Here is a 23,177-nt window from a genome sequence, read left to right on the forward strand (position 1 = left end):
CGACCGTGTGCGGCGCTGCCGGCGAAAGCCCCGCCCCCGCGGGCACGTGCATGAGCACGGACCACAGTCCCGCGGTGCTCACGGGCAACGAGAACGTCACCCGGTCCGTTGCGAGCGACGACGGCAACGACACGCGAGCTGCGCCACCACTCGCAGCCGCCATCGTGCTCGGCAGGAAACCCGCCGTCACCGTCGGTACTCGGATCGTTCTCCTCACGCACGACCGGCAGCGGCCGGAAACCAGCGGGCTGGAACGGCACCGCTACCGCAGTCTGGAAGTAACTCGCGTGCAGCGCAGGCAGATCGTCGTAGAGCCCTTCTGCATACCAGAACACGTCCGCGAACCGCCACAGATCGCCATCACGACGTCGTTCAGGGTGCCGCCGGAGCGCTCGCCGAGTGCCTTGATCCGCGCCATGTCGTACTGCTGGGTCGCCAACCGGCGGTTGCGACCCGTGCGCCCGTTGAGGATCGTGTTGGGCGCGCTGACGCTGTTGATGATCTCGCTGTCGCGCAGCTTCTCGGTCTCGAGTTTGAGCACCGCCTTGGTGACATCGGTGCCCATGCTCGCCACGGCTCCGACTCCTTGCGCGACGCCGGTCACCGGCGCCGTGATCTTGCTGAGCAGCGACTTCGTGGGGGCGCGGAGTCTTGGCGCGCTTGGTCGGCTTGAGGCTGAAGAAGTACGGCTGATCGCGCGCCTCGGGGTCGCGGCTGAGGCTGCGACCGAGGATCTTGACGGCCGTGAAACCGTCGACCAATGCGTGGTGCACCTTCGTATAGATCGCGAAGCGGCCGCCGGTCAGACCCTCGATGAAGTGCACCTCCCAGGGGGGCCTGGTGAAGTCGATCTGGGTGCTGTGCAATCGGCTGACCAGGACGCCGAGTTCGCGTTCGTCGCCCGGGCTGGCCAGCGCGGAGCGGCGTACGTGGTATTCGATGTCGAAGTCGTCGTCCTCGACCCAGGCCTGGAGTGGGTGCATCAGCAGGTGCGGGTGCGTAAGCTGAGATTCCACGGTGACTCGACGGGCGCGTCGCGCAGTTTGTAGACCATGTCGCGCAGATCAGCTCGGACCGGCGTCTCGTGGTGGCGTGAACGGCATCACCGAGGCCACGTGCATCTTGGTCTCGGGTGTCTCACCCCAGAGGAACATCGCGTCCTGGGCTGGGACTCGCCGCTTCTTCGCCATGCGACCGAACGCTACCCGTGCGTACGGCCCGCGTCAGCCTTGTGGACCGAGGCTCATGCGGACCGGATTCTGTGTCGGCCGCCCGGCTCCGGTAATCTTCCCCGCGGTGGCGTGTCCGAGCGGCCTAAGGAGAACGCCTCGAAAGCGTTTGTGGGTGCAAGCCCACCGAGGGTTCAAATCCCTCCGCCACCGCCGAGGGCTGTCCACGAAACTATTTGTGAGTAGCCACGAAACTCCCCGCAACCGTCTGGTTGTGGGGAGTTTTGGCGTTCCGGGGCGGGTGGGACCGTGCGCGTGGCGGGTTTTCGGCGTCGTGGTTGCCGTCGAGGTGGCGAAATGAACCGCCCCGGCATGTCCGGGAGAGCTGATTCGTTGGAAGGATCACTCTCATGGCACGTCCCTCGAGGTACCCGACCGAGCTGCGTGAGCGCGCAGTGCGGATGGTGATGGAGTCCAGGCGGGACTATCCGCACGAGTCCGCCGTGATCAGGTCGGTCGCGGCGAAGCTGGGCATCACCTCTACTGAATCGCTGCGTAAGTGGCTGCGGCAGGCCGAGATCGACGGCGGTGTCCGCGTCGGCAAGTCCAGCGAGGAGATCGCTGAGATCAAGGCGTTGAAGAAAGAGGTCGCCGAACTGCGGCGGGCGAACGAGATCTTGAAGAGCGCTTCGGCTTTCTTCGCGGCGGAGCTCGACCGCCCCAACAGGTTCTGATCGACTACATCGAGGACCACAAGGTGGAGTTCGGGGTCGAGCCGATCTGCCGCGTGCTCAGTGAGCACGGGATCAAGATCGCTCCGTCCACCTACTACGAGGCTCGCTCACGCCGGCCTTCCAAGCAGCAGATCCGCGACGCGGAGCTGGTCGAGATCATGGTCGCCGAGCGCAACCGGCAGAAGCTGGTCGCGCGGTTTGGTGCACGCAAGATGTGGCTGCACCTGCGCGGACGGGGCCATGACGTCGCTCGATGCACCGTCGAGCGGCTCTACCGTGAACAACGCTGGGTCGGGGCGCTACGTCTGAAGAAGTTCCGGACCACCATCGGCGACCCGGCCGCCGAGCGACCACTGGACCTGGTCGATCGGCAGTTCTGGGCGAGCAGGCCCAACCAGCTATGGGTCGCCGACTTCACATATGTCGCGACCTGGTCAGGCACTGTCTACGTCGCCTTCATCTTCGACGTCTTCAGCCGTCGGATCGTGGGCTGGCGGGCCGCCACGCGGATGACGACCGACCTGGTGCTCGACACCCTTGAGCATGCGATCTGGACCCGCCAGCAGGCCGGTGTCACCGACCTTTCCGGCCTCATCCATCACACCGATGCAGGGTCTCAATACGTCAGCTTTGCCTTCACCCAGCGCCTCGTCGACGAGGGGGTCGACCCCTCAGTCGGGTCTGTTGGCGATGCCTATGACAACGCCCTCGCCGAGTCCCAGATCGGGCTCTACAAAGCCGAACTCATACGTCCTGAAGGTCCCTGGCGCGGCGTCGAACACGTCGAACTAGAGACCCTGAACTGGGTCGACTTCTTCAACAACGAGCGCCCTCACGAGGCGCTCTCCGACCTCACGCCCATGGCGGCCGAGGAACTGCACTACGCTGCAAGAAACGAGCTCACGCCAACCGGCTGAGCCACCAAACCCAGCCTCCGGACTCGCCGGGGCGGTTCACCCCGTCCGTGTCGGACATGAGGTGCCTTGTGCGGGTCGGTGCTTTGGTGCCTTGGTCGTCGGTTTCGGTGTCTTCGGTGCGCACTTTGGGGCGTTCGATATCGACGTCGACGGGGTCGGTGGACATCCCGAAAATCTGGTTGTAGGCGTCACGTCGTTCATCAGTCAGGGCTTTGATTGCGACCCGATGCTGGGTGGACCAGTCGTCGGCAATCTGGCCTGCCTTGGTGTCGAGTTCGTCGGCTACACCGGGCACGAGCGCGAGGGCTGCGACCGTGATTTCGGCGTCGAACAGGCCGTCGTCGTCACCAGTGGCGACCGCAATATGGTCTGCGTATTTGCGGGCGAGGTCGGGGGTGAACACCCGTTGTGCTTGCCGGAAGTCGGCGGCCACGGAACGGTCATCCGCGAGTGTCGTGAACGTGTCCCCGGTGGCAACGTCACCACCTACGGTGGCGACCACCGTTTCCCCCTCCACCTCCATGAGTGAATCGATTTGTGCCGCGAGTTCGGTTTTCTTTTCGACGGCGAGACCGTCCAGTTTGGCGAACAGCGCTGCGTAGGCGGTCTTCCGGGCATCCGGCAGCAACCCGTCATCGGAGAGTGCTTGTGCGAGCGCTGCGAGTCGTCTGGTGGGTTTCGCGGCCTTCTTCGGCAGTGTTTGGCAGGGGAGCGCGTCGAACGCCGCCCACACGAAATCGGGGACGTGCGGGTTGGGGGTCATGTCGACGGGGTTGAACAGGACACGCCGCCCGTTGCCGCCACCCGTGCCACCCGTGTCGTCGTCGCCGTCCTTCTTCTTCCCCAGCAGCACTTCCCCGACCTGCACGGCAGTGGCACGGTCAAAATGGGGAAGCACACACTCCACACTGTTGAGCGTGTCTTGTCCTGCGATACGACGAGCCAACGGGGTCCGCACCATCCGACCCAACAACTGGGTGATATGTGTGCGGTCCTTCGCAGGCCGGAACGACATCAACACTTCCGCACGCGGACAATCCCACCCCGTCGAAATCGCGTCCTTCGCCAACAGCACCCGGATACGTGTCGTGTCCTGCACCCGCTCCGGGGACACATACTCGACAATGTGAGCACCGATATCGAGGTCGGCATGTTCACCGAACACGTGCGCGATACCCCGCGCATCAAGGTCAGGCCACACATCCCGCACCGTCGACACCACATCCAGCAGCAACGCGTCGGTGGGTTTGTTCGGCACCTGCACCACCAACAGCGGCACCACAAGGTCCGCGTCCGCCCCCTCCGGCGACGCCTTGTAGTCAGCCCACTTCGTCGTGGACTCCCGCACCTTCTCCACGGCACGCTTCAGCAGGACGGTAGAAAAGTCCCCGGTTTCGGCAGGGAAGTCGAGACGAATGTCGTCCTTGATGAGACCAGACTCCTGAATCAGAGCCGCGTCCACTTCATATGCGGGGTAGTTGAACCGGCTTTGGGTGCCCGCCATCGCTTCGGTGAAACGCTCGATAGTGGCGGAGATACCCCACACCACCGGCACCGGGGGGACACCGTTCCCGCCGTCCACGAGCCGTTTCACAATCGTCTGACGCTCCTGCTTGTGCCCGCTCGTTTGTTTCATCCCCTTGTGGGCTTCATCGAGCACCACATACAAGGTCAACGCCGGGTCTTCGACCGTGTTCTTGATGGTGTCCCACAGGGTGTGCTGCCGCAGGTCCGGTGACGCCGCACGCGACACCAACACCCCATCCTCGCCATCGTCGTCGGCGGATGCGCCCCGGACGAGGAGACTGTTCTTGGACAGTTTTTGGGCGTTCAGGAAGTAGACGTTGCCGGGGTCGAACTTTTCTTGGTTGAACGTGTTTTCGATGACCTGCAACTGCCCGAACCTGATGCGGTCACCCGACGCCTGCATAATCCGGGTCCGGGTCTGCTCATTCAACGCAGGGTCGTCGGTGAACCACAGCACGACAGCGCCGGGGTCCGCCGTGAAGTCATGGTCGGGGTCACCAAAAAACAGACCCTCAATCACCGCAGACGCCATCACCGTTTTCCCGGCACCCGTCGTCGCGGACAGGGAGAACGCGACGTTGCGGCCCTTCCGGTGAAAGTCGTCACGAGCGTCCGCGAAGTTGTCGAGCATGCGCCCGACCGCGTCCTGCTGATAGTCGGTCAACTGAAACTTCATGGCCGGTCACTCCTGTCCCGTAGCGAACGAGAAGTTCGTCAAATACGACTCATACAGCCGCACGGGTTCCACACCGTCCGGGAGACGAGAACATGTGGTCTGGAACGCCCGGTCATCGTCAGTCACAAGAAACACCATCCCCACAGCGGGGTGCTGCTTCAGCTCCGTGAGGAACCCGGCAGCCGTATCCATGTCGAACAACACGGCATAGGTATCGGCAAACCCATAGTCGCCTGTAGCCGACTCGACACGAGACCCGCTGGCCCCCGCTTTCAGCCACAACAGGGGCGCTATCGCCGCGAATGAGCGGTTGTGTGCCACCGAACGGGGTGCCTCATAGGTGAGGGTGAAGAACTCGACGTTCTCCGCGAACCCTTCGCACATGGGGAACTCGTCGGTGAACTTGTAGTCCCCCGCCACGGGGTCACCATCGGGTGTTTTGCCTTCGATGGCGGCACGAATCCGGGGCTTCGTGATGTAGTCACAAATCCCCCACTCCTCCCACCCGTCGTCGCCCGGACGCAAACCCTTCGCCCGCAGCGCACCCTGTTCGTCAGCAGACACCTCATTGTTCGTCACAGACACCGTTGTGCGCCTGCCGCCGTCCTGCCGGTTCAACCTCATCACTGCGTGCGCCGTCGTCCCCGACCCAGCGAAGAAATCCACCACCACCGCATCCGGCTTGTCCCCGACAGCGAACCGCAAAGCATCCTCGACCGCGTACAGGGACTTCGGGAACGGAAACTTATGAACCGCCCCGGCATGTCCGGAGAGCTGATTCGTTGGAAGGATCACTCTCATGGCACGTCCCTCGAGGTACCCGACCGAGCTGCGTGAGCGCGCAGTGCGGATGGTGATGGAGTCCAGGCGGGACTATCCGCACGAGTCCGCCGTGATCAGGTCGGTCGCGGCGAAGCTGGGCATCACCTCTACTGAATCGCTGCGTAAGTGGCTGCGGCAGGCCGAGATCGACGGCGGTGTCCGCGTCGGCAAGTCCAGCGAGGAGATCGCTGAGATCAAGGCGTTGAAGAAAGAGGTCGCCGAACTGCGGCGGGCGAACGAGATCTTGAAGAGCGCTTCGGCTTTCTTCGCGGCGGAGCTCGACCGCCCCAACAGGTTCTGATCGACTACATCGAGGACCACAAGGTGGAGTTCGGGGTCGAGCCGATCTGCCGCGTGCTCAGTGAGCACGGGATCAAGATCGCTCCGTCCACCTACTACGAGGCTCGCTCACGCCGGCCTTCCAAGCAGCAGATCCGCGACGCGGAGCTGGTCGAGATCATGGTCGCCGAGCGCAACCGGCAGAAGCTGGTCGCGCGGTTTGGTGCACGCAAGATGTGGCTGCACCTGCGCGGACGGGGCCATGACGTCGCTCGATGCACCGTCGAGCGGCTCTACCGTGAACAACGCTGGGTCGGGGCGCTACGTCTGAAGAAGTTCCGGACCACCATCGGCGACCCGGCCGCCGAGCGACCACTGGACCTGGTCGATCGGCAGTTCTGGGCGAGCAGGCCCAACCAGCTATGGGTCGCCGACTTCACATATGTCGCGACCTGGTCAGGCACTGTCTACGTCGCCTTCATCTTCGACGTCTTCAGCCGTCGGATCGTGGGCTGGCGGGCCGCCACGCGGATGACGACCGACCTGGTGCTCGACACCCTTGAGCATGCGATCTGGACCCGCCAGCAGGCCGGTGTCACCGACCTTTCCGGCCTCATCCATCACACCGATGCAGGGTCTCAATACGTCAGCTTTGCCTTCACCCAGCGCCTCGTCGACGAGGGGGTCGACCCCTCAGTCGGGTCTGTTGGCGATGCCTATGACAACGCCCTCGCCGAGTCCCAGATCGGGCTCTACAAAGCCGAACTCATACGTCCTGAAGGTCCCTGGCGCGGCGTCGAACACGTCGAACTAGAGACCCTGAACTGGGTCGACTTCTTCAACAACGAGCGCCCTCACGAGGCGCTCTCCGACCTCACGCCCATGGCGGCCGAGGAACTGCACTACGCTGCAAGAAACGAGCTCACGCCAACCGGCTGAGCCACCAAACCCAGCCTCCGGACTCGCCGGGGCGGTTCATTACGACCGGGTAGCAACGCGTTGACGACGCCGGAGCCGTAGTACCCGGCGTTGTGCGATGGACGGTTCCACACCGTCATCGCTGCTCGCAGGGGGCGGGTCACTGACACCAACTCCAGAACCCCATTTGTGTCTCTACCCGTGACTTTGATTTCGCCGCGTTCGATGCGCTCCAACTGTCCACGGTTCAGGTAGAGGATGCTCCATCGGTCGTTCTTCGCGTCGTACGCGCCGACCTTCGCGGTACCGTTTGCCACATGTGTTCGCAGGGTCGCAGGCGACACTTGCCACCGCTTCTCGTCACCTTCACGAGACAGCGGCCACACCGCCACACAGCCTTCGGGAACCCGAACGGTATCTCGGCCCTCCGACAGTTCGATTGCGTCCCCGACGCCTTCGATTGACCGCTTCTTCGGGTCCACGAACACCGGGTAGAACAGGCGTGGCCGGTCAACCCTTCGGGCGTTGTTGCTGCCCTTAATGAGTCGTTCCCACCGCACTGGCTCCGAGGCGTCAGACTTCGATTCAGCAGACAGGAGGTCGTCCACACTGAGGGTCGGCCCCGCCTCGCCAAGGAACACAAAGAACGCGTACTCCTCGACGCGAGTGAACTCGCGGTTACGCGCCACGCCACGATGATTGATGGCGATAGTCACCATCTGCCGCTTCGCCCCAACGAACAGTTGGTCCAACAACAAACCCAGCCGGTGAACCTCCCGCTCGTCAATGGTGACGATGAGCACCGAGTTGGTCGGGTTGAGTAGCCGTCGAGCGAGTTTGAGGCGTCGTTCCATGAACGCCAACCACTTGGAGTGACGGTAAATGTCTTCCCCGTCCACGTAGTCGTTGTTGTATTTCCAGTCCTTCGCGCCCGTGTTGTAGGGCGGGTCAATGTAGATGGCGTCCACCCGGCCTGCGTGCGTGTAAAGCAGGGCTTGGAGGGCGTGATAGTTCTCGGCGTTCAACACGGTGTGGAACGGCTTATCGCCGCCGTGTTCCACGGTCCCGGTGGACTTGAGGCCGGGGTAGATGGTGTCGCGGAATTCGGCAACCACCACCACATCCGCCACGAGGTGTGTGGTCGTGTCACGGTCACCGGCCTTGTCCGCCACGGCAGCGGTCAGGTGGGCGACACGTTCCCCACCGTCGCTGGTGGTGAGCCGGGTAACCACCCAGAGCCGGGTGTCGGTCTTGTCGTTGCCGTCACGTGCAGGCAGCACCCGCACCTTGTCGCCCTTACGGACGGGACGACCTGGCAACTCGACTGCTTCGGGGGTGTGGCGTTCAAAGTTCAGACCAAACTCGCGGCGTTGCGCCAACGCTCGCACTTCACGCGACAGGGCACCCGCGAGCATTGGGTCGGTCTTCTCCAGTTGGGCCAGCAGTTCCCGCAGCGTCGACACGTCGGCCCGACTCCCTCAATCAGCGAGGGACCACCCGTAGCAGGCCCCTACCTTCAGGAAGCCACCCTAGAGACGACCACCGACCCTGCGTAGCAGGACAGCGTTATCCGCCGTGCTGGACCCGGAAGTTCGACAGATACGACTCATAGAGGCGCACAGGTTCCACGTGCTGGGGGAGGCGGGCGCACACGGTCTGGAAGCCCGCGTCGTCGTCAGTCACCACAAACACCATCCTCACCGTGCCAGCCGCTTCGACGGTTTGGACGAACCCGGTGGTGTGGTCGAGGTCAAACAACACCCCATACGTGTCAGCCACCGCGAACGTGTCCGTCACGTGCTCCACACAGGAGCCGGTGGCCCCCGCCTTCAGCCACAGCAGCCACGCGACACGAGTGAACGCACGGTTGTACGCCACCAACTGCCCGTTCTCGTAGGTGAGCCGCGTGAACACCACATTCCCCGGCACCGTATCCGCGTATTCGCTGCCGTCCGGGCGCACCCCAGTGAGCAGGGTTTCGACACGAGGCCGGGTCACATAGTCGTGAACCCCCAGCGCCTCCCACGCTGGGTCACCCGCACGGTGCCCCTCCTTGGTGAGCCGCTTCTGGTCCGTTGCCGCGAGTTCGTTGTTCGTCACCAACACACACTGCCGCGTCCCGCCATCCTCGGCGTTCAGACGCAACACCGCCTCCAACGTGCTGCCCGACCCACCAAAGAAGTCGAGAATTACCGCGTCCTTCGGGGCCACCATCCGAAACCACCGCGCCAACACCGTGTGGTCCTTCGGAAACGGAAACCGCTTCTCACCAAGCAGCCGTGCGAGGTTTACGGATGCACGCCCGCGAGCCTGATTGAACGCAGAGGGGATTGGGGAAGCAGTAGTTTCGTCAAGAAAGGTCTTCTTGCTTATACCCTTCATGTGGTCCTCTCTGAACAGGACACGCCCATCTTGGATTGCCTGCCTCATGCTCTTGGGCGTGCCGAACCTCCAACCTCCCTTGGGAACTGGGACAGGCTTCTTGGTTATGGGATGTACGACCTCATAGCGTGGCCCTCCACCTCCGGGCCACCCGATGTCAGAAACAGAAAAGACTCTCCCTGTTTCGGCACAAATGTTCCCGTACCTGCGGAGGTGGCTGGCTGGGTGGTGCTTTGGCACTCGTTTCCACCAAAGTTTGAAAGCCGCCGTGGCCTTGTCGGCTTCCCCTTTGGATTCTTTCCACGCCTGCCGTCCGGCTGTCAGAACTTCGTCAACACCCGGCTTCTGCTCTCTCCACCTCACTTTCCGTTCCGACAGGCTCACCTCGCTTTTGGCGTAGATGAGCATGTAGTCCGCGCCGTTGGAGACGTACCGTGAGTCGTTCTTGAATTCTCCCGTCCACACCACATCGGAGATGAAGTTGTGTGCGCCGAAATGTTTGGTCGAGCAGCATTCGTAGCCGGTGGTGTTCGTCGTCTCCGATGGCGACGATGATGATTCCGGTGTCTTTCAACAGACGACGGGCCAGCAACAGGCGTCGTTCCATGAACGCGAGCCATTTGGAGTGCCGGTAGTCGTCGTCGGCGTTCACATACTTGTCGTTGTAAATCCAGTCACCCGACCCGGTGTTGTAGGGCGGGTCAATGTAGATGAGGTCCACTGCGGCTTCATGCGTGTACGTCAACGCTTGGAGGGCGTGGTGGTTCTCCCCGTTGATAACCATGTGGGCGGGACTACCGGGGTCGGTGGCGACGGTGCCGGTGTGGTGGAGGCCCGGAAACAGGGTGTCGGCGGGTTCCGCCACCACCACCACATCCGCCACGGGTACTTCCAGCCGTGCCCCGTCCACGGCCACGAGATGCGCGACCCCGTGGGCCACGCGTGTCACCCGAAACGTCGCCATGTCCCTCCGGCCCGTGGTGCCACGTGCCGGGAGTACCCGCACCTTGTCGCCACGCCGCACCGGCCTACCCGGCAACTCCACCGTCTCCGGCAGCGACCGTTCAAAGTTCAGGCCAAACCCACGCCGCGCCTCCAACGCCCGGATTTCGGCACGTAACCGGGCCAGAACCTGCGGGTCCGTGTCAGCAGGAAGTTGGGCGAGCAAAGAGTCGAGGGTGGGCAAGAACGGGGTCTCCTTCGTGTGAAGGAGGTATCGGCGCGTTCACGACCCGCCAGAGATGAAGCGTCCAAACGGCCCGTGGCTTGAATGCCTTCATCCCCAGCGCCTGTGGATTAGGCGCTGTCGCAACGTCGGCGTTGGTGATACCGATACACAGAGCCAATGGGGATGTCGGTGGCGGCGCGTAGCCTCCGACAGACCGATGACCGTGAGGAGCAACCCGTGCGCATCAAGACCATCTATCTGCGGTTCTACAAGTCGTTCAACTACGACCATCTCCGCAAGAGCGACTCAAACAGCGTCCCAGACCCGTGGGACAGCGTCGATGAGCGCTTCTTTCCTTACGTCCGTATCCCACTTGAGAAGGACATCACCACTGTCGTGGGGGCGAACGAATCAGGCAAGACGCAGGTTCTTGACGCCATCGAGTGCCTTCTGTCGGGCGAAAACATTCTTCACAAGGACTTTTGCCGCTATTCCGAGTTCTTCGTCGTTGGCAAGGAGATGCGTAAACCCGAGTTCGGGGGCGAGTTCCATGCGCTGGACGAGGACGAGAAGGCCAATCTGAGACGCGTCCTGAAACTGGACGCGAACCATCCGGCAGATTCGTTTCACCTCTTCCGCGCACACGAGGCGACCACCGTCTATGTGAAGGTGGACGGCGAGTGGAAGACGCACACCCCGACGACCAAGCAGGTCGAATCGCTAGGTTTGCCGCCGTTCTTTCGCGTCGAGGCGAACGTTGCGCTCCCCGACAGTGTTCCGCTCGACTACCTCATCTCGGCGGGCAAGACCACCGGAGTGTCACGGAAACGGCGACTGGGGTGGATAGAGAGGGTCATGTCCAAGGCTGCGGTCTTTCAAGACAAGTCCACCGTCACGGCTTCTGCCGAAGAAATCTCTGCTGACTTCCGATTGATTGACGACACGGGCGACGACGCGACAAAGGCACTCAAAAGCCTTGAACTCGCGGACACGTTGCTAGTCAAAGTCGCTGGCATCAACCGAAAATCATTTGAGGGTGTTCGTAAAGCAGTTCGTTCCGGCGATGAGGGGTACGCGAACGGTCTCGTGGACGGAATGAACGAACGACTTGCCGCTTCGCTTGACTTCCCCAAGTGGTGGACCCAAGACCAAGAGTTTGCCCTGCGCCTTACTTTGCGCGACAGCAACCTCGTGTTCACGGTGAAAGACCGAACAGGACGTGACTACTCGTTCAGCGAACGCAGCGGTGGCCTCCAGCACTTCCTCAGTTACTTCGTGCGCTACTTGGCTCACGACTTCCAGAACCGCAACGAAGTGTTGCTCATGGACGAACCCGATGCCTTCCTCTCAATGCTCGGCCAGCAAGACCTCCTACGCATCTTCGCAGCGTTCGCGCACCCACAAGACCCCGAGAAGCCCGGAGTGCAAGTGGTCTACGTGACCCACTCACCTTTCCTCATCGACAAGAACCACGCTGAACGCATCCGCGTCCTCGAAAAGGCCGAAGGTGAAGACGGCACCCGGACAGTCGCTAACGCAGGACACAACCACTACGAGCCGTTGAGGACCGCGTTCGGGTCGTTCGTCGCGGAAACCACGTTCATCGGAAACTGCAACCTGCTCGTTGAGGGACAGGCGGACCAAGTGCTGCTCGCGGGGATGAGCGCACTCAGTCGCAAACACACACCCACAGCCGAAAACCTTGACCTCAACACGCTCACGCTCGTTCCGGCAGGGGGCGCAAAGCACATCCCGTACCTTGCCTACCTTGCTCGCGGACGTAGCGTCGACACCCCTGCCGTGGTTGTCCTCGTAGACGGAGACGACGCAGGCAAGGAGGCGGTCGAAGAACTCCAAGACGGATACCGGGGCAGGCAACTCGTCACGAACGACCTCATCATTACGGTCGACCAGTCTTTGGGTTTCCCGTCAGAGACCGGCACCAGCCCGGTCGAACCGGAAGACCTCATTACGCAGGCGGTGGTTCGACGCGCCGTGATTCTCGCGGCGGCAGAGAAACTGAACCCGGAGGCCGCGCACGAGTTTGAGGAAGCCCTCGGTGACACTTCCCCTACAGGCGGGCAGAAAGTGTTCAAGGCGGCTGCGATGGCGGCATCGGCAGTAAAACAGCAGAACGGACGCGGGTTTGAACTAACGAAAGTTGGCTTCGCACGTGGCGTTCTCGCGGCCCTCCAAGAGAATGGGCTTGCAAATGAACGGGCCGAAACGCTCGACAACTTCGCGGTCTTGTTTGGGCGCATCAACACCGCACAGCGTGCCGCCATGCGTGCCCACGCCCACACCAAAACGTCAACCCTGCTGAAACAGCAACTCAAGAACTTCAAGCGCGACTATCCCCATTCCGCGACCAGACGGGCAGCGGTGGCGTTGCTCGACAACATTCGTGCTCAACTGCCAGCGAACGCCATCGAGACGCAGCACGTTCGTGACCACATCACCAGCATCCAAGACAAGTTCAACCTCAGTACGGAGCCGGGTGCCACCATCGTCAACTACGAGCAATTCCTATCCGATGTGGAAGACCTCCCGAACCGTTTTGTTCGCAAATTGGAACAGCCCACCACGGACGCAATGACTATCGAGGCCGCGTTGCCGTGACCAATCACAGGCCCGCGAGTGGTCCACTCGTGCATGGTCTCGGTATCGGCGGGTACAGGTCTTTCACGTCGATGCGGTACCTCGACCCGCTGTCGAAGGTGACCCTGTTGGCTGGACGGAACAACGTGGGGAAGTCGAACGTCATCCGGTTCCTCGACACCTATATGGCAGCGAAGGCCCCGCGCAGGGGAGTTGATGACGAACCACGTCCAGTCGGGGAGCCGCTGCGGTACGCGACCGGGCACATCGTGGACATGGATGCTGTCGAAGCGTGGCTTCGTGAGGGCGTGCCGCACCATGAACAACGGAACTATTTGGCTGGGTTCCATGCGTTCTTCGACCTCCCCATCCTGCGCCCCGATTCTTCTGGACTCTTGTGGGTGACGCGAAGCCAGAGCACCGAGAACCCGTCCTACAACACGCCGGAACTATTCGAGTGGCAAGTCGACCCGACGTGGATTGACGAAGTGGTGGCATCCGCGCAAGGGAAAGTGGACCTCCCGTCTTTGCGAGGTCACTCAAGCCTTTTCGGGGAAGGCGGCGGAACCCCGGCAAAAGCCGTCCGTTCCGTCGCCGCGAAATGGATGCCGTTTACGCCACCGCCCGTCGCGGTGGTGCAGGCGTTCCGGCAAGTTGGCACGGGCGACGACGGTGAAGGCGGCGACTACTCGGGTCGCGGTCTGATTGAACGGTTGGCTGACCACCAGAACCCCGGCCACATGGAACGCGAGAAACGGGACAAGTTCGACGCCATCAACAAGTTTGTGGCCGACGTGTTGGAAGACCCCACCGTCCACATCGAAGTGCCCAACCATCGAGAACATCTGCTAATCCACGAAGGGGCCACGGTCCTACCGCTCGACGCGTTGGGGACGGGTATCCATCAAGTGGTCATCATCGCCGCTGCAGCGACCCTGCTGGACGAAACACTGGTCTGTATCGAAGAACCGGAAGTGAACCTCCACCCGCTCCTGCAACGGAAACTGGTCCGCTACCTGTCGGAGAACACGACGAACCAGTACGTGATAGCCACCCATTCGGCTCACATGCTCGACTACGAGCAGGCCAGCATCATCCACCTCCGCAAAACCAGTGAAGGCACCGTCACAACCCCAGCAGTGTCGGCACAGGAAGTGTCTGATGTGTGCCACGACCTCGGGTACCGGCCCGCCGATATTCTGCAAGCCAACGCCGTCATTTGGGTGGAAGGCCCCTCTGACCGTATCTACGTCAACCATTGGCTGAACTTGTTGGAACCGGGCCACGGGCTGGTGGAGGGCATCCACTATTCGGTGATGTTTTACGGCGGCAGACTCCTCAACCACCTGACGGGCGACGACCCGGAAGTGGACGAGTTCATTTCGCTACGAAGGTTGAACCGACACTCCATGATTCTCATCGACTCCGACAAAACGCATGCACGCAAGAGAATCAACGCCACCAAGCAACGCGTCATGGACGAGTTCAACAGGACCGGGTTGCCGGGGTTTGCGTGGGTCACCGATTGTCGAACCATCGAAAACTATGCCCCACCCGACGTACTCACTGCAGCCGTCCACGAAACGCATCCAAAAGGGAAGCACGTGCCCGCCGCTAACAAGTGGGGTCACCCGCTCACCGTCACCGGCATCAAGCAGGTGGACAAGAACAGGGTCGCCACCGAAACCACCCTCCGGTGGACCGGCCCACTCACCGGCACCCTCAAACGAGACGTACAACTGATGCTCGACTTCATCCGCAACGCCAACACGTGACCCCGTGACACACGGCGTGGGCCACTGTCAGCATCCGGGGGTATGACAGAGCAAAACACGCAGTGCCCGTGTCAGTGTCCAGAACCGACGCCAAGCATGAGTCCGTGGTTCACCGTCCCGGTCGCCATCGCGGGGTTGGTGACAGGAATCGTCGTTGGAACGAAATCAGCCACCGACAAGGGAATATCCGTGGCGGCAGTCATCACCCTGTTCTTGGCGTATGAGTTCGTAATCAAACTCATTGACGCAGTGGACGGAGATTCCGGTTTCGCGCAAGACGCGAAAGCGGTCACGAAGCCTGTTGAACTGTTCGGTGTCTTAACCGGCCTCGGGTACTTAGGCGCAAGCAACGTGAACGCATACACGAACAACCACGCTTCTTTGTGGCCCACCATCAGCATCGGTGTCGTCATCTTCGCAATGTTCAGCCTCGTCGCGGTGTACCACTTCTTTCGCGGCCCAGAACAGTCCGCCACATCGGGTACGACAACGCAAGTGACACAGGCGGGGCAACCAACATCAGCGCCACCGCCCAGTTGAATGATGGCATGAACACGGCACCAACGAGCGCCGACAAAACAAACACAGAAAACCATGTGAACATCGACGCCAACAACGGAGACATATACATGCCCCACCTATCGGCATAACCAAGCAACCGAGCATGACCGGGACGTCCAGAACCCCGTCCCCACGGGCACGGTCTCATCACCGTCACCGTGGTGGGCCTGTTGGCCGGATATCTCGCAGCCATCAACACATCGAGTGCCTCCACCAAAGCACTCGCAATACTGGTTCTCCTGTACGGCCCCTACGAAGCGGTCAAAAGAATCATCAGCGCGGTCACCGACGACAGTGACTTCGCCAAAGGGGTCGAACGGTTCACAAGATTCATCGAATTCGTGACCGCAGTCTTGGCGGTCGGCTACGTCGTCGGGAAGGACACATCGGACCACTGGGACGGAAAAGGACTCCCCGCGTCGATAGTGTCACTATGCGTCGTGGTCATCGTGTTCCTTGCGGGTGGACACGCCACCGCCCGATGGTTCCCAGAACAGCCCGCCACATCGGGAACGACACCACGGTCAGCACAGGAGAACCAACAACAACAAGCACAGTTGTCCACCCAAGCGACGGCAACAACAAACAACCCAGCAGAGACATCAGAGGAACCGACAGAAACGCCGTAAGGCCAGTGAGAACCCACTCATCCATACCCCACCTATCGGCACAACCCAACAGTCGCGGGAGCGCACGCACCTGTCGATGTTCAGTCTCGTCGCGGTGTACCGCTGGTGGCGCGGCCCAAAGCCCGCCGCACCGGAAACGACAACGCAAGTGACACAGGCGGGGCAATCAGCATAAGCGCGTTCGCCCACGCCACAGACGGCATGAACATGGCACCACCAACCGCCGACGCGAGAAAAGTCACCAAGATGATGAACACCGAAAAAAGCGCATCAGACATACCCCGTGTATCGGCACAAACCCAGCAACCGAGCATCACCGGGACGTCCAGCACCCCGTCCTCGCAGCCCCGTAAACTGGTACCCGACAGGGCGTCCAACCCCAAAAACGGGGAAAACGGCGAACGTCGACGGGAAACGCGTTTTCGGCGTGTTTCAAGAATGCAGGTCACAGAGTTTCGTGGACGGCCCGCCGATCCGGAACTCCTCGCAGTCTGACTGCGGGGAGTTCCGGCGTTAGTAGGAAGATCACTGCCACCTGGTGACAGTGAATTACCAGTTAGAGGGAGCGTCGCTCGATCAACCGGGAACTCGCACTGGGAGAACACCGAGCGGCTGCGCAAGCTCTATCTCGCTCGTTGACGGATGTCGAGCAGGCTGGCCAGTGCGGTCAAAGCGTCTGGCTTGATCCAGTAGTAGACGTACGTCCCACGCCGCTCGCAGTCCACGAGCCCGGCCGAGCGCAGCACTTTGAGGTGATGCGAGATCGTCGCGCCCGATAGGTCGAAGGCCGGCGTGATGTCACAGACGCAGAGCTCGGGGCAGGCCGCGATCATCGAGGTCATCCGCAGCCGGACCGGGTCGCCGAGTGCCTTGAACATCGGTGCCAGTCGATCCGCCTCGGCTGCGCTGACTGCCGAGATGCCCATCGGGCAGCATTCCAGCTCACCGGGCTCGCACGAGGTCACCCGTCTATCTTGACAGACTTCGAATCAGGCTACGAGACTTGATTCGATATCCATCGAGACAACAGAGCAGGGCATGACCACCGACACCGACGTCCACCACGTCACTGCGCGCCTGTCCACTCTCGACCGTTTCCTCCCGCTCTGGATCGGGCTGGCGATGGCAGCGGGCCTGCTGCTGGGCCGCCTCGTCCCCGACCTGGACACCGCGCTGAGCAGGATCGAGATCGACGGCATCTCACTGCCGATCGCGATCGGCCTGCTGGTGATGATGTACCCCGTCCTCGCCAAAGTCCGCTACGACCGCATCGACGACGTCGCCCGGGACACCCGCCTGATGGCGGCGTCACTCGTGCTCAACTGGGTCGTCGGGCCGGCGTTGATGTTTGCCCTGGCGTGGCTGCTGTTGCCGGACCTGCCCGAATACCGCACCGGTTTGATCATCGTCGGGCTCGCCCGCTGCATCGCCATGGTGATCATCTGGAACGACCTCGCCTGCGGCGATCGCGAAGCCGCGGCCGTCCTGGTCGCGCTCAACTCCGTCTTCCAGGTGATCGCGTTCGCCGGTCTCGGCTGGTTCTATCTCGAGGTGTTGCCGGGTTGGCTCGGTCTGGCCCAAGCCGGGCTCGAGGTCGACACCTGGCAGATCGCCAAGTCCGTACTGATATTCCTCGGGATCCCCCTGCTCGTGGGCTATCTGTCGCGGCGGATCGGCGAACGACGCTGGACCCGCGAGGCGTACGAATCCCGGTTCTTGCCACGTATCGGTCCGTGGGCGCTCTATGGCCTGCTCTTCACCATCGTGATCCTCTTCGCCCTGCAGGGCGAGACGATCACCCGCGAGCCGGGCCACGTCGCGCGGATCGCGCTGCCCTTGCTGGCGTACTTCGCGCTGATGTGGGGCGGTGGCTATCTGCTGGGTCGGGCGCTGGGGTTGTCGTACGCACGCACGACCACGCTGGCGTTCACCGCCGCCGGCAACAACTTCGAACTCGCCATCGCCGTCGCGATCGCCACCTTCGGTGTCACCAGCGGCCAGGCGCTGGCCGGTGTCGTCGGCCCGCTCATCGAGGTGCCGGTGCTGGTCGCTTTGGTGTACGTCAGCCTCGCCTTGCGCGATCGATTCCAGGAGTCCCGATGACCAACCCCACCGTCCTGTTCGTCTGCGTCCACAACGCGGGGCGCTCCCAGATGGCTGCCGGCTGGCTAGAGCATCTGGCCGGAGATCGGATCGAAGTCTTGTCGGCAGGCTCCGCGCCGGCTGATCAGATCAACCCCAAGGCGATCGAGGCGATGGCCGAGGTCGGCGTCGACATCGCCGCCGGTCACCCCAAGGTGCTCACGGACGAGGCCGTCCAGGTCAGCGATGTGGTGATCACGATGGGGTGTGGCGATGCCTGCCCGTTCTATCCCGGCAAGCGTTATGAGGACTGGCAACTCGACGACCCGGCAGGCCAGGGCCTGGAGGCCGTACGCCCGATCCGCGACGAGATCAAGACTCGCGTGGAGCAGTTGATCGCCAGCCTGGAGCCGCGCCACTAATCTCCGTCCATGCCGAGCCGCCTGATCCCCGAATGGGTACGCGGCTATGAGCGAGGCTGGCTGCGCGGTGACGTCGTCGCGGGCGTCACCGTCGCGGCGTACGCGATCCCGCAAGTCATGGCGTACGCCGAGGTCGCGGGCCTCAACGCGGTCGTGGGGCTGTGGGCGCTCGCGGGGGGACTGCTGGCGTACACACTCGTGGGTTCCTCACGCACTCTCAGCGTCGGCCCCGAGTCGACGACCTCGCTGATGACCGCCGCCGCGATCGGTGCGGCCGTCACCACGCCGGATGAGTACGCCTCGCTGGCGGTCGCGTTGTGTTTCATCGTCGCGGGCATCTGTGCACTGGCCTGGGCTGGCGGTCTCGCGCGGATCAGTGACCTACTCAGCCGTCCGGTGATGATCGGCTATATGGCCGGCATCGCGATCGTGATGATCGTGAGTCAGTACGGCAAACTCACCCAACTCGACATCGAAGGTGACGGGTTCTGGCCAGAGACGCGCTCGCTGATCGAGCAGCGTGCGGACATCCATTGGCCGACGTTGATCCTGGGCGTCAGCTTGGCGCTGGCGATGATCGTGGCCAACCGGGTCTGGACCAAAGCGCCGGTGGCGCTGGTGGGCATGCTCGTCGCGACCGCGTTAGTGGCCTGGACGCCGTTGCGCGAGCAAGGGCTGGCGAGCATCGGCCACATTGCGCCTGGATTTCCGAGCCCGACCGTCCCGCATTTGAGTGTCGACTCGGTCGTATCGCTGCTCGTCCCCGCGCTCGCGGTGGCGCTGGTCGCGTTCTCCGACAACATTCTCACCGCGCGGGCGTTCGCCGGTGACCCCAACGAGATCGACAGTCGTCGCGAACTGCTGGCATTGAGCGCAGCCAACGTCGGCTCCGGATTGATGCAGGGCTTCCCGGTGTCCAGCAGTGGCAGTCGTACGGCCATCTCCTCGGCCGTGGGCGCCAAGAGCCAGGCGGCAGGGGTCTTCACCGTGTTGGCGATCGCGCTGGCGATCCTCACGGTGCGGCCAGTGCTCCAGGAGTTTCCCAACGCAGCGCTTGGCGCGGTCGTGGTCTATGCCGCGACCAAGTTGATCGAGGTTGGTGAGTTCCGGCGAATCTGGTCGTTCCGGCACAGTGAGTTCCTGATCGCCATCGCCACGACTCTCGGAGTCCTGGCTTTCGGCATCCTCGAAGGCATCCTGGTCGCCGTCGCGCTGTCGCTTGGAGACCTGCTGCGGCGGGTGGCACGCCCGCACGATTCGGTGCTCGGGTTTGTGCCCGGCGTGGCCGGGATGCACGACATCGACGACTACCCCGAGGCGACCACGATCCCTGGGCTGATGGTCTATCGCTATGACTCACCGCTGTTCTTCGCCAACGCGGAGGACTTCAGGGCACGCGCGTTGCGGGCGGTGCACAAGGCAGAGCAACCGGTCGAATGGTTCGTCTTGAACGCCGAGGCGATCATCGAGATCGACGTGACCGCCGCAGACGCACTCGAAAGTCTCCGTCAACACCTGACTGGAGAGGGCGTCGTGTTCGCGATCGCGCGCCTCAAACAGGATCTCCGTGACGAACTCAAGGCGAGTGGTCTTCTCGAACGCGTCACCGAGGAGCGGATCTTCCCGACCCTGCCGACGGCGGTTCAGGCGTACGAAGCATCGCGCGGGCTCGGCCCGCCGCCGTAACCCGATGTGCGCCTGGCTCAAGATGGGGGGCTTCGGCGGCCCCCAGACACGGTCACGAACATCGGGTTACAAGTCCCGCCTCGGCCCGCTAGCGTCCGAGCATGGCCAACATCGGCAACCTCTTCGGACCCGACTTCACCTTCCTCGGCGTCGACCGGGCCGACCTGGACGATCCGGCTACCTATCAAGACGCGGACGTGGTCATCGTGGGTGCGCCGTTCGACGGGGGTACGTCCTATCGCTCGGGTGCTCGCTTCGGCCCGCAGGCGATCCGCGGCACGGACTATCTTCCGCACGACGGCTCGCGCCCCAGCCTGGCTCTGAGAACCGATGCGCTTCAAGATCTGCGCATCGTCGACGTCGGGGACGTCGAGGTCTATGCAGGCGAGATCCAGCGTTCGCTTGGGCAGATCCGCGAGGCCGTCGCCAAGATCGCCGCGTCGGGGGCCATCCCGGTGGTGCTCGGCGGCGACCACTCGATCACGTACGCCGACTGCTCGGGCATCGCCGACGTCGTCGGCAACGGGCGGATCAGCCTGGTGCACTTCGACGCGCACGCCGACACGGGCTATTCGGACTTCGGCTCGCTGTGGGGTCACGGCCAGCCGATGCGGCGGCTGATCGAGTCAGGTGCGGTGCGCGGCGACAGGTTCCTTCAGATCGGCCTGCGCGGCTATTGGCCCGGTCCCGAGACGTTGGGCTGGATGGCCGACCAGCGGATGCGGTCTTATGAGATGACCGAGATCGGCGAGCGCGGGCTCAAGACCGTGCTGGCTGAGGCCGGTCGGACCGCGACCGACGACACCGATGGAGTGTTCCTCAGCGTCGATATCGACGTATGCGATCCCGGCCACGCGCCCGGGACGGGCACACCGGAGCCGGGTGGGTTGACGGCGCGCGAGTTGCTGGATTCCGTACGCCACCTGTGCCTGGAACTGCCGATCGTGGGGATCGACGTCGTCGAGGTCGCCCCGGCGTACGACCACGCGGACATCACTGCTGCGTTGGCCAACCGGGTGGTCCTCGAAGCGCTCTCGGCGATCGCACGGCGTCGCCAGGATCAGGCGAACGGCACCAAGTGGGATCCTGCGAAGCCGCTGCTGGACGATCGCGTCGCCCCGGTCCCCGAGGGGGAGGTCCACGGGCATCAGCACTGAACTGTGTGACCAAGTTTCGGGGTTCGTTACCTATGCCTTGGTCACACACCGTGAGAGTCCCCGGCCGGCCGGGGACTCCTCACTGCTCGCACTAAACTCGCGCAGTGACCGATTCAGGGACCGACTGGTTCTCCTCGCCCGACGACGCCGCGACTCGCCTGCACCACGTCGGCTATCTGCCCGACACGGCCACGGCTACGACCGCGTTCCTCGCCGGTGCGCTGGGCAAGCCGCTGCTCATCGAAGGCCCCGCGGGCGTCGGCAAGACCGAGCTGGCCAAGGCGGTCACCCGCGCGACGGGTGCGGATCTCGTACGCCTGCAGTGCTATGAGGGCCTCGACGAGGCGCGGGCTCTGTATGAGTGGAACTACAAGAAGCAACTCCTGCGCATCCAGGCCAGCGGTGACGACACCGCGTGGGCCGACACTCACGGCGAGATCTTCGCCGAGGAGTTCCTGCTCACCCGACCGCTGCTTACCGCAATTCGCCGCGAGCAGCCCACCGTGCTGCTCATCGACGAGGTCGACAAGACCGATGTCGAGGTCGAGGGACTGCTGCTCGAAGTCCTCAGCGACTTCCAGGTCACCATCCCCGAGCTCGGCACGATCACCGCCACGCGCAGGCCGTACGTCGTGCTCACCTCCAATGCGACTCGCGAACTCTCCGAAGCACTCAAGCGCCGCTGCCTCTATCTGCACCTCTACTACCCCGACGCCGAGCGTGAACGCGAGATCGTCGTCGGCCAGGTGCCTGGCCTCGACGACGCGCTGGCCGCTCAGTTGGTGACCACGGTCAGCAGACTGCGCGACCTCGAACTCAAGAAGGCGCCGAGCATCGCCGAGTCCGTCGATTGGGCGCGTACGCTCCTCGCCCTCCAGATCGGCAACCTCGACGAAGCCGCCGTGGCACAGACGCTCGGGGTCGTCCTCAAGCACGCGTCCGATCAGGAGCGGGCCATCCGCGAACTCAAACTGCGCTCATGAGTCTGCTCGACCGCCACATCGCGTTCACCGAGGCGCTGCGCGGCGCCGGGGTGAGTGCGAGCCTGGCCGAGGGGCTGGACGCGGTCAAAGGGCTCGGTCGGATCGGCTGGGGTGAGCGAGACGTCGTACGCGAGGTGTACGCCGCCACGCTGATCAAGCGTCATGCGCAGCGCCCGACCTTCGACGCGCTGTTCGACCTCTACTTCCCCGCTCTGATCGGCAGCGGGGTGCAGGCGGATCGGGAAGCCGACCAGGCTGACCGCGCGGAGTCCAGATCATCACGCGACAACGCCGCCGCCCTCCAGGACTTCCGTGCGCGACTGGAGCAGGCGCTTGCTGACGGTGATCAACAAGCGCTCAACGCGCTGGCTGTCGAGGCGGTCGCGCGCTTCGGCGCGATGCCCGGACGTGGTCCCGGCTTGTCGAGTTGGTCGGCGTACACCGCTCTGCAGCGAGTGAGCCCCACCGAACTCGCCGACCGACTCGTCCAAGCTTCTCCTGACCGGCCAGCTGACCGACGAGGAGGCCGAGCGAGCAGCCCACCAACGCATCGGCGACTTCAGCAGACGCGTCGAGAACGACGCGCGTCGCCGGATCGCGGAGGAGAAGGGCGCCGAGCACGTCGCCAACGTCGCGCTGCGTCCCACGATCGATCGTCTCGATTTCACCAGTGCCCGCAAGGCCGACCTGGA

General features: G+C 63.1%; 20 protein-coding genes, 1 tRNA gene, 1 pseudogene and 2 other annotated features. Of the genes and pseudogenes, 12 read left to right on the plus strand and 10 right to left on the minus strand.

What is annotated here, in order from left to right; translation table 11 throughout:
* On the minus strand, positions 1 to 1,016 hold a 1,016-nt coding region (locus V9G04_00005; GenBank protein MEI2711709.1), incomplete at its 3' end, for a wax ester/triacylglycerol synthase domain-containing protein.
* 48 nt (positions 1,017 to 1,064) lie between these two features.
* On the minus strand, positions 1,065 to 1,190 hold the full coding sequence (locus V9G04_00010; protein ID MEI2711710.1) for a hypothetical protein: 126 nt from the start codon (positions 1,188 to 1,190) through the stop codon (positions 1,065 to 1,067).
* Between the two features lie 105 nt (positions 1,191 to 1,295).
* Between V9G04_00010 and V9G04_00015 the strand changes: the two genes are divergently transcribed.
* Positions 1,296 to 1,382 (plus strand) — tRNA-Ser (locus V9G04_00015).
* Positions 1,383 to 1,579: 197 nt separating this feature from the next.
* Positions 1,580 to 2,820 (plus strand): IS3 family transposase gene (locus V9G04_00020; GenBank protein ID MEI2711711.1). Its coding sequence is split into 2 segments (ribosomal slippage): positions 1,580 to 1,862 and positions 1,862 to 2,820, totalling 1,242 coding nucleotides; the frame shifts between segments, so codons are not numbered across the junction.
* Positions 1,861 to 1,989: a sequence feature (AL1L pseudoknot), on the plus strand. (Overlaps the previous gene by 129 nt.)
* Here the strand turns inward: V9G04_00020 and V9G04_00025 are convergent.
* Complete coding sequence (locus V9G04_00025; protein MEI2711712.1) at positions 2,804 to 5,023, minus strand: DEAD/DEAH box helicase family protein; 2,220 nt, start codon at positions 5,021 to 5,023, stop codon at positions 2,804 to 2,806. The genes V9G04_00020 and V9G04_00025 overlap by 17 nt on opposite strands.
* A 6-nt stretch (positions 5,024 to 5,029) precedes the next feature.
* The gene (locus V9G04_00030; protein MEI2711713.1) at positions 5,030 to 5,824 is read right to left on the minus strand and encodes a DNA methyltransferase; all 795 of its coding nucleotides are present in this window, start codon (positions 5,822 to 5,824) and stop codon (positions 5,030 to 5,032) included.
* Between V9G04_00030 and V9G04_00035 the strand changes: the two genes are divergently transcribed.
* Positions 5,823 to 7,063 (plus strand): IS3 family transposase gene (locus V9G04_00035; protein ID MEI2711714.1). Its coding sequence is split into 2 segments (ribosomal slippage): positions 5,823 to 6,105 and positions 6,105 to 7,063, totalling 1,242 coding nucleotides; the frame shifts between segments, so codons are not numbered across the junction. The two genes, V9G04_00030 and V9G04_00035, sit on opposite strands and share 2 nt — an antisense overlap.
* Positions 6,104 to 6,232, plus strand: a sequence feature (AL1L pseudoknot). It overlaps the preceding gene by 129 nt.
* Here the strand turns inward: V9G04_00035 and V9G04_00040 are convergent.
* The 3 genes and pseudogenes from V9G04_00040 to V9G04_00050 form a co-directional block, all read right to left on the minus strand.
* Positions 7,027 to 8,505, minus strand: a complete 1,479-nt coding sequence (locus V9G04_00040) for a DNA methyltransferase (protein MEI2711715.1) — start codon at positions 8,503 to 8,505, stop codon at positions 7,027 to 7,029. The two genes, V9G04_00035 and V9G04_00040, sit on opposite strands and share 37 nt — an antisense overlap.
* A gap of 103 nt (positions 8,506 to 8,608) precedes the next feature.
* Positions 8,609 to 9,892 carry a DNA methyltransferase gene (locus V9G04_00045; GenBank protein ID MEI2711716.1) on the minus strand — a complete coding sequence of 428 codons (1,284 nt, stop codon included), beginning with the start codon at positions 9,890 to 9,892 and terminating at the stop codon, positions 8,609 to 8,611.
* Positions 9,893 to 9,926: 34 nt separating this feature from the next.
* Positions 9,927 to 10,388 (minus strand): annotated as a pseudogene (locus tag V9G04_00050) (DNA methyltransferase).
* A gap of 441 nt (positions 10,389 to 10,829) precedes the next feature.
* On the opposite strand from V9G04_00050, the gene V9G04_00055 reads away from it, so the two are divergent.
* From V9G04_00055 to V9G04_00070, 4 genes are all read left to right on the plus strand, one after another.
* Positions 10,830 to 13,211, plus strand: a complete 2,382-nt coding sequence (locus V9G04_00055) for an AAA family ATPase (GenBank protein ID MEI2711717.1) — start codon at positions 10,830 to 10,832, stop codon at positions 13,209 to 13,211.
* Positions 13,212 to 13,282: 71 nt separating this feature from the next.
* Positions 13,283 to 14,965 carry an AAA family ATPase gene (locus V9G04_00060; protein ID MEI2711718.1) on the plus strand — a complete coding sequence of 561 codons (1,683 nt, stop codon included), beginning with the start codon at positions 13,283 to 13,285 and terminating at the stop codon, positions 14,963 to 14,965.
* 96 nt (positions 14,966 to 15,061) lie between these two features.
* On the plus strand, positions 15,062 to 15,505 hold the full coding sequence (locus V9G04_00065; protein MEI2711719.1) for a hypothetical protein: 444 nt from the start codon (positions 15,062 to 15,064) through the stop codon (positions 15,503 to 15,505).
* Positions 15,506 to 15,687: 182 nt separating this feature from the next.
* On the plus strand, positions 15,688 to 16,155 hold the full coding sequence (locus V9G04_00070) for a hypothetical protein (GenBank protein MEI2711720.1): 468 nt from the start codon (positions 15,688 to 15,690) through the stop codon (positions 16,153 to 16,155).
* A 623-nt stretch (positions 16,156 to 16,778) separates the two neighbouring features.
* Here V9G04_00070 and V9G04_00075 read toward each other — a convergent pair.
* Positions 16,779 to 17,120 (minus strand): metalloregulator ArsR/SmtB family transcription factor, encoded by a 342-nt coding sequence (locus tag V9G04_00075; GenBank protein ID MEI2711721.1) that lies wholly within the window; start codon positions 17,118 to 17,120, stop codon positions 16,779 to 16,781.
* Positions 17,121 to 17,193: 73 nt separating this feature from the next.
* Here V9G04_00075 and arsB point away from each other — a divergent pair, with 73 nt between their 5' ends.
* From arsB to V9G04_00100, 5 genes are all read left to right on the plus strand, one after another.
* Entirely contained in the window at positions 17,194 to 18,258 is a 1,065-nt protein-coding gene (arsB, locus tag V9G04_00080; protein MEI2711722.1) for an ACR3 family arsenite efflux transporter, read from the plus strand.
* Complete coding sequence (locus tag V9G04_00085) at positions 18,255 to 18,659, plus strand: arsenate reductase ArsC (protein ID MEI2711723.1); 405 nt, start codon at positions 18,255 to 18,257, stop codon at positions 18,657 to 18,659. The genes arsB and V9G04_00085 overlap by 4 nt, the downstream gene beginning before the upstream one ends.
* A gap of 9 nt (positions 18,660 to 18,668) precedes the next feature.
* Positions 18,669 to 20,345, plus strand: a complete 1,677-nt coding sequence (gene sulP, locus V9G04_00090) for a sulfate permease (GenBank protein MEI2711724.1) — start codon at positions 18,669 to 18,671, stop codon at positions 20,343 to 20,345.
* A 101-nt stretch (positions 20,346 to 20,446) separates the two neighbouring features.
* A complete protein-coding gene (gene speB / locus V9G04_00095) occupies positions 20,447 to 21,502 on the plus strand; it encodes an agmatinase (GenBank protein ID MEI2711725.1) in 1,056 nt (351 codons plus the stop codon).
* Positions 21,503 to 21,606: 104 nt separating this feature from the next.
* Entirely contained in the window at positions 21,607 to 22,485 is an 879-nt protein-coding gene (locus V9G04_00100) for a MoxR family ATPase (protein ID MEI2711726.1), read from the plus strand.
* Here V9G04_00100 and V9G04_00105 read toward each other — a convergent pair.
* Both V9G04_00105 and V9G04_00110 read right to left on the minus strand, forming a co-directional pair.
* The gene (locus V9G04_00105; protein MEI2711727.1) at positions 22,446 to 22,649 is read right to left on the minus strand and encodes a hypothetical protein; all 204 of its coding nucleotides are present in this window, start codon (positions 22,647 to 22,649) and stop codon (positions 22,446 to 22,448) included. The genes V9G04_00100 and V9G04_00105 overlap by 40 nt on opposite strands.
* Before the next feature lie 114 nt (positions 22,650 to 22,763).
* Positions 22,764 to 23,132 (minus strand): hypothetical protein, encoded by a 369-nt coding sequence (locus tag V9G04_00110; GenBank protein ID MEI2711728.1) that lies wholly within the window; start codon positions 23,130 to 23,132, stop codon positions 22,764 to 22,766.
* Between the last annotated feature and the right edge of the window lie 45 nt (positions 23,133 to 23,177).

Source organism: Nocardioides sp., from assembly GCA_037045645.1.
Lineage (GTDB): Bacteria > Actinomycetota > Actinomycetes > Propionibacteriales > Nocardioidaceae > Nocardioides.

Excerpts from the sequence above, each read along its gene's own strand:
- sulP (MEI2711724.1), top strand. The coding sequence starts at position 18,669 with ATGCCGAGCCGCCTGATCCCCGAATGGGTACGCGGCTATGAGCGAGGC.
- arsB (MEI2711722.1), top strand. The coding sequence starts at position 17,194 with ATGACCACCGACACCGACGTCCACCACGTCACTGCGCGCCTGTCCACT.
- V9G04_00085 (MEI2711723.1), top strand. The coding sequence starts at position 18,255 with ATGACCAACCCCACCGTCCTGTTCGTCTGCGTCCACAACGCGGGGCGC.
- speB (MEI2711725.1), top strand. The coding sequence starts at position 20,447 with ATGGCCAACATCGGCAACCTCTTCGGACCCGACTTCACCTTCCTCGGC.
- V9G04_00105 (MEI2711727.1), bottom strand. The coding sequence starts at position 22,649 with ATGACGCTTGATCAGCGTGGCGGCGTACACCTCGCGTACGACGTCTCG.
- V9G04_00030 (MEI2711713.1), bottom strand. The coding sequence starts at position 5,824 with ATGAGAGTGATCCTTCCAACGAATCAGCTCTCCGGACATGCCGGGGCG.
- V9G04_00065 (MEI2711719.1), top strand. The coding sequence starts at position 15,062 with ATGAGTCCGTGGTTCACCGTCCCGGTCGCCATCGCGGGGTTGGTGACA.
- V9G04_00060 (MEI2711718.1), top strand. The coding sequence starts at position 13,283 with ATGCGGTACCTCGACCCGCTGTCGAAGGTGACCCTGTTGGCTGGACGG.
- V9G04_00025 (MEI2711712.1), bottom strand. The coding sequence starts at position 5,023 with ATGAAGTTTCAGTTGACCGACTATCAGCAGGACGCGGTCGGGCGCATG.
- V9G04_00010 (MEI2711710.1), bottom strand. The coding sequence starts at position 1,190 with ATGGCGAAGAAGCGGCGAGTCCCAGCCCAGGACGCGATGTTCCTCTGG.